Source organism: Kitasatospora sp. NPDC059803 (assembly GCF_042732255.1).
Lineage (GTDB): Bacteria > Actinomycetota > Actinomycetes > Streptomycetales > Streptomycetaceae > Kitasatospora.
The window spans coordinates 1-4401 of the sequence record NZ_JBHWIJ010000141.1 but is presented as its reverse complement, the minus strand read 5'-3'; the positions used below and the strand labels follow the sequence as shown (position 1 = coordinate 4401).

The 4401-nt window shown below is 75.6% G+C and carries 5 protein-coding genes; all 5 read left to right on the top strand.

Annotated features, from left to right (window positions below; translation table 11 throughout):
* Positions 1–120: 120 nt before the first annotated feature.
* Positions 121–1122, top strand: a complete 1002-nt coding sequence (locus ACFV6I_RS22095) for an isochorismate synthase (RefSeq protein WP_380427174.1) — start codon at positions 121–123, stop codon at positions 1120–1122.
* Between the two features lie 20 nt (positions 1123–1142).
* On the top strand, positions 1143–2834 hold the full coding sequence (locus tag ACFV6I_RS22090) for a (2,3-dihydroxybenzoyl)adenylate synthase (protein ID WP_380427172.1): 1692 nt from the start codon (positions 1143–1145) through the stop codon (positions 2832–2834).
* A gap of 13 nt (positions 2835–2847) precedes the next feature.
* Positions 2848–3489, top strand: coding sequence for an isochorismatase family protein (locus ACFV6I_RS22085; protein ID WP_363366835.1), 642 nt, complete (start codon positions 2848–2850; stop codon positions 3487–3489).
* A 5-nt stretch (positions 3490–3494) separates the two neighbouring features.
* Complete coding sequence (locus ACFV6I_RS22080) at positions 3495–3719, top strand: phosphopantetheine-binding protein (protein WP_063349844.1); 225 nt, start codon at positions 3495–3497, stop codon at positions 3717–3719.
* A partial coding sequence (locus tag ACFV6I_RS22075) for an AMP-binding protein (protein ID WP_380427170.1) occupies positions 3719–4401 on the top strand: 683 nt, incomplete at its 3' end. The genes ACFV6I_RS22080 and ACFV6I_RS22075, both read left to right, overlap by 1 nt.

Below are 4401 nucleotides of genomic sequence, written 5' to 3'. Positions count from 1 at the left end.
TCGGGGCCGGGCGCCTCGTGGGTTTACTGCCCCCCCCCGCCCCCCCCCGGCCCCCCCCCGGGGGGCCCCCCCCCCCCCCCGCCGCCCCCGCCCCCCCCCCCGGCCCGGGCCCCCGCGCCGTTGGCCGAGGCCCGTCGCGCCGGGGTCGAACGGCCGCTGGTGGTCGGCGCGGTGGCGTTCGACCACGACAGCCGGGTCGAACTCGCCGTCCCCGAGAGAGTCCGCAGAGCCGGGGCGCTGCGCGACGACCCGCTGATCGCGCTGCCCGCGCCGCCGGCCGAGCCGGTCGACTGGCAGGTGCGCCCGATCCCCGAGCCGGCCGCGTACGGCGCGGGCGTCGCGGCGGCCGTCGAGCGGCTGCGCGGCGGCGAGTTGAGCAAGGTCGTGCTGGCCCGCACGCTGGAGCTGAGCGCCGACCGCCCGCTGGACCTGCCCGCGATCCTCCAGCGGCTGGGCCGCCGCGACCCGGGCGGCTACACCTTCGCCGTCCCCGCCGGCGGCGGGCGGACGCTGATCGGCGCCAGCCCCGAACTCCTGGTCTCCCGGCGCGGAACGGCCGTCCTGGCCAACCCGCTGGCCGGCTCGGTGCCGCGCAGCGCCGACCTCGGCGAGGACGTCCGGCGCGCCGCCGCGCTGCTGGAATCGCCCAAGGACCTGCACGAGCACGCCGTCGTGGTGGACGCGATCCGCGCCGCGCTGGCGCCGTACTGCCGCACCCTGGACGTGCCGGCGCGGCCGACCCTGGTGCGCACCGCCGCGATGTGGCACCTGGCCACCACCATCACCGGCGAACTGGCCGATCCGGCGGTCTCCGCCCTGGAGTTGGCCACCGCCATGCACCCGACCCCGGCGGTCTGCGGCACGCCGACGGCCGTCGCCCGGCGGGTGATCGGCGAGGTCGAGCCCTTCGACCGAGGCCTGTACACCGGCATGGTCGGCTGGGGTGACGCGGACGGCGACGGCGAGTGGGTCGTCACCATCCGCTGCGCGGAGGCGGACGAGCGGACCCTGCGGGTGTACGCGGGCGCGGGCGTCGTCGACCGGTCCCGGCCCGAGGACGAACTCGCCGAGACCAGCGCCAAGTTCCGTACCTTCCTGGACGCCGCGGGGGTGTCGCAGTGACGGCGCCGGAGAGTTTTCTGATGCAGGATCAGTTCTCCGTTGTGGACCAGGTCTCCCTTCAGGAGTCCGCCTTCACCCCGTACCCCGCCGAGTTCGCCGAGCGCTACCGGGCCGCCGGGTACTGGCGCGGCGAGACCTTCGGGCGGATGCTTCGCGAGCGCGCCGCCGCGCACGGCGAGCGGATCGCGATCGTCGACCCGGCGGGGGAGGGGCGGCGCTGGACGTACGCCGAACTCGACCGCCGCGCCGACCGGATGGCCGCCGGGCTGCTCGCCCGGGGGATCGGGCGCGGTGACCGCGTGGTGGTCCAACTGCCCAACGTGGCCGAGTTCTTCGAGGTGGTCTTCGCGCTGTTCCGGATCGGCGCGCTGCCGGTCTTCGCGCTGCCCGCCCACCGTGCCACCGAGATCGGCTACTTCTGCTCCTTCACCGGGGCGGCCGGCTACGTCGTCGCGGCCGTCGACAACGGCTTCGACTACCGCGAACTGGCCTCCCGGGTCAAGGCGGAGAGCCCGGCGCTGCGGCTGGTCCTGGTGGCCGGGGACGACCCGGGCGAGCACCTCCGGCTGGCGGACGTGCCCTGCGACGGGCCCGGTCCGGCCGAGGAGCCGGAGCCCGGGAGCGTCGCCTTCCTCCAGCTCTCCGGCGGCAGCACCGGTGTGCCCAAGCTGATCCCGCGCACCCACGACGACTACATCTACTCGCTGCGCGGCTCGGTCGAGCTGTGCGCGGTCGACGAGGACAGCGTCTACCTGTGCGCGCTGCCCGCCGCCCACAACTTCCCGCTCAGCTCGCCCGGTTCGCTCGGCACGCTGTACGCGGGCGGCCGGGTGGTGCTGTGCCCGCGGCCCAACCCGGAGACGGCCTTCCCGCTGATCGAGCGCGAGGGCGTGACCATCACCGGGCTGGTGCCGCCGCTGGCCCTGCTCTGGCTGGACGCCGCCGAGCGCGACGCGGGCGGCCCCGGCGCGGGGGGCCTGGACAGCCTGGAGGTGCTGCTGGTCGGCGGCGCCAAGTTCAGCGCCGAGGCCGCCCGGAGGGTGGGCCCGGTGCTCGGCTGCACGCTCCAGCAGGTGTTCGGGATGGCCGAGGGGCTGGTCAACTACACCCGCCTGGACGACCCGGAGGAGCTGATCACCACCACCCAGGGCCGGCCGATCTCCCCGGACGACGAGGTCCGGGTGGTCGACGACCAGGACCAGGACCTGCCCGACGGCGTCACCGGCCACCTGCTCACCCGCGGCCCGTACACCATCCGCGGCTACTGGAACGCGCCCGAGCACAACGCCAACTCCTTCACGGCCGACGGCTTCTACCGCACCGGCGATCTCGTCCGCCGCACCCCCACCGGCCACCTGGTGGTCGAGGGCCGGGCCAAGGACCAGATCAACCGGGGTGGCGAGAAGGTCGCCGCCGAGGAGATCGAGAACCACCTGCTCGCCCACCCCGCCGTGCACGACGCGGCGGTGGTGTCGATGCCCGACCCCTACCTCGGCGAACGCACCTGCGCCTACGTCGTCCTGCGCGCCGAGAACCGCGAACAGCCGCCGAAGAGCATCGAGTTGAAGCGCTTCGTACGCCATCGCGGACTGGCCGAGTACAAGGTGCCGGACCGGGTCGAGTTCGTCGACGCCTTCCCCGCCACCGGGATCGGCAAGGTCAGCAAGAAGGACCTGCGCGCCGCCATCGCGGCCGCACTCCCTACTCACTGAAGGAAAGACCACCGTGGGCCTGCCCCGCATTCCCTCCTATCCCCTGCCCGCCGCCACCGAACTGCCCGCCAACCGGGTCGAGTGGACGGTCGACCCGGACCGCGCCGTGCTGCTGGTGCACGACCTGCAGAACCACTTCCTGGACGCCTTCGACGCCGCCGCCGCGCCGGTGCCCGAACTCCTCGGGAACGTCGGCCGGTTGGCCGAGGCGGCGCGCGCCCACGGCATGCCGGTGCTCTACTCGGCCCAGCCCGGCGGGCAGAGCCCGGCCGAACGCGGCCTCCAGCAGGACTTCTGGGGCCCGGGCATCCCGGACGACCCGCGCGCGACGGCGATCGCCGACGCCGTCGCCCCCGCACCGGGCGACACGCTGCTCACCAAGTGGAAGTACAGCGCCTTCGTGCGCACCGACCTGGACCGGCTGCTGCGCGAACAGGGCCGGGACCAGCTGGTGATCACCGGCGTGTACGCGCACATCGGGGTGCAGGCCACCGCCTGCGACGCCTGGATGCGCGACCTGCCGGCCTTCGTGGTGGCCGACGCGGTCGCCGACTTCGGCCCGGACGAGCACCGCGCGGCGCTGTCCTGGGTGGCCGGCCGCTGCGGGCAGGTCACCACCACCGACGCCGTCCTCGCGATGCTGGAAGGGAAGTGACGGGCATGGCCTTCACCGTGGAGCGGATCCGGGCCGAGGTCGCCGACCTGCTCGGCGAGGACCCGGCGGACGTCCCGCTGGACGAGAACCTGGCCGACTGGGGCCTGGACTCGGTCCGGCTGATGGCGCTCGCCGAGCGCTGGCGGGCCGAGGGCGCCGAGGTGGCGTTCGTGCAACTGGCCGAGCGCCCGGCCGTCGAGGCCTGGGCCGCACTGCTCGGCGCGGCCTGATGGAGGCCGTGCTGCTGGAGGCCGCCGGGCCGCAGGCGCCCCCGCGCACGGACCGGGCGGCGAAGTACCCGCCGACCACCGTCGTGGGGCCGGTCGAGGCGCAGGCGGCCCGGACCCCGGACGCCCCCGCCGTGCTGCTCGCGGGCGGCGCGGTCGTCACGTACCGGGACCTGAACGCCGCGGCCAACCGGCTGGCGCGCGCCCTGGCCGCGCGCGGCGCCCGGCCGGGGGCGGTGGTCGGCCTGGCGCCGGCCCGCCACCCGGCGCAGCTGCTGACCGCGCTGCTCGCGGTGGCCAAGTCCGGCGCGGCGTACCTGCCGCTGGACCCGGCGGACGCGCCCGGACGCCGGGAGCGGCTGCTCGCGGAGACCGCGCCGGTCTGCGTGCTGGGGGAGGGGGTGCCGGAGGCGCTGGCCGGGCTGGACGTGGACGGCGAGCTGGCCACCGACCCGCCCCGGGCGCTCACGCCGCAGCACCTGCTGTGCGTCGGGTACGGTCCGGGCGGGCGCCCGGACGCCGTCCGGCTCACCCACGCCGAGGCCGACCGCCGGGTGCGCGAGCTCCAGGCGGCCCACCCGCTCGGCCCGGGCGACCGGGTGCTGCAACTTGGCCTGCCCGTCTGTGCGTTCCACTGGCCGCTGGCAGTCGCTTTAACACATCTCAAGCGTCCGACCATATTAGG